The organism is Pseudomonas sp. NBRC 111127 (genome assembly GCF_001320345.1).
In the GTDB taxonomy this organism is placed as follows: Bacteria; Pseudomonadota; Gammaproteobacteria; order Pseudomonadales; family Pseudomonadaceae; genus Aquipseudomonas; species Aquipseudomonas juntendi.
On the sequence record NZ_BCBD01000320.1, the window covers coordinates 1 to 1392 of the forward strand.

2 protein-coding genes are annotated in these 1392 nt (G+C 57.0%); both read right to left on the reverse strand.

The window, feature by feature from the left end; translation table 11 throughout:
- The coding region (locus tag APH30_RS27190; protein WP_054914252.1) for a TAXI family TRAP transporter solute-binding subunit at window positions 1-684 on the reverse strand (684 nt) is incomplete at its 3' end.
- Window positions 685-784: 100 nt separating this feature from the next.
- On the reverse strand, window positions 785-1392 hold a 608-nt coding region (locus tag APH30_RS27195), incomplete at its 5' end, for a TrkH family potassium uptake protein (RefSeq protein WP_177333810.1).

A 1392-nucleotide genomic window follows, 5' to 3' on the forward strand; every position in this document is an offset into this window, starting at 1 on the left:
TTGGTAAGCGGAATTGCCGATTTTCTTCACGACGTCGGCCGGGATGGGCACGAACACCACCGGCAGTGTCGCCGCCAGGTCACGGATAGCTGCCTGGCCGAGGCCCGAAGACTGCAGAGTGGCATCCAACTGACGATTCTTGATCAGTTCGACGGACTCTGCGTAAGGCAGGTATTCGACCTTGCCCATATCCTGGTAAGTGAGCCCCGCTGCCCTGAAGATGGCCCGTGCGTTGAGCTCCGTGCCTGATTTAGGTGCTCCGACCGAAATGCGCTTACCCTTGAGGTCCTCAAGCGATTTGATCCCCGATTCCTGGCTGGCGACGATCTGGATGTAATTGGGGTACGTTCCGGCAATGGCCCGGAGTTTCTTCAGCGGGGCCTTGAAACCGGCCTCGGCGTCACCTTTCCAGGCATCTGCCACCGAGTCGCCCAAGGCGAATGCCAGTTCACCGCGGCCAGCTTGCAGCAAGTTGAGATTTTCTACCGATGCCTTGGTGGCCTGAACTGTAGTCTTGCTGCCTTCGATCTCATGGCTGTAGATCTGCGAGATACCGACGCCGACGGGATAGTAGACGCCGCTGGTTCCCCCTGTAAGGATATTGATGAAGGTGGGTGCAGCCTGGGCTGTGGCGCAAGCGGCTAAAACAGTGCCGGCCAATGCCAGGCGAAGGGCTCGGTTCATGGTGTCGTTCTCCAGTTGTTGTTTTTATCCTGCGCATAAACCTAGATCGAATCTGCCGTGCTTGCCCATCTTTTGGCCCTGAACCGGTCGCTGTAAATGCCTAGAACCGCCAAAATGCAGGTGCCACGAGCACCAATACGGTGAGGATTTCAAGGCGACCCAGGAGCATGCCGAGGGTCAACAACCATTTCGCCGAGTCGGGCAGCGAGGCAAAGTTGCCGGCTGGTCCAATCACCGTGCCCAGGCCTGGACCGACGTTGCACACGGCCGTGGCCGCAGCACTCAAGGCAGTGGTCCAGTCGAGCCCGATCAGGGACAGTAGCAGGGCAATTACTGCAATCGTGATGGAGAAGAAGAACGAAAAGGTCAGTAGCGAACGCACGATCTCCTCGTCAATGGGGTGGCCATTGTATTTCTTCGAGATTGTCGCCCGAGGGTGAATCAACTGCTTCAGGCTGCTGATCAGCAACGATGCAGCCACTTGGAAACGGAAAATTTTCAAGCCGCCGGCCGTAGATCCTGAGCACCCTCCGATGAACGTCAGGTAGAAAAACAACAGTACGGAAAAGCTGCCCCACAGCGTGTAGTCACCAACCGCGATACCCGTTGTGGTAACCACTGACGTGACATTGACCGCAACGATTCGTAAGGCATCCCACCATGACAGACCGCTGTGCCAACACAACCAACTACCCACCAAGATCCACG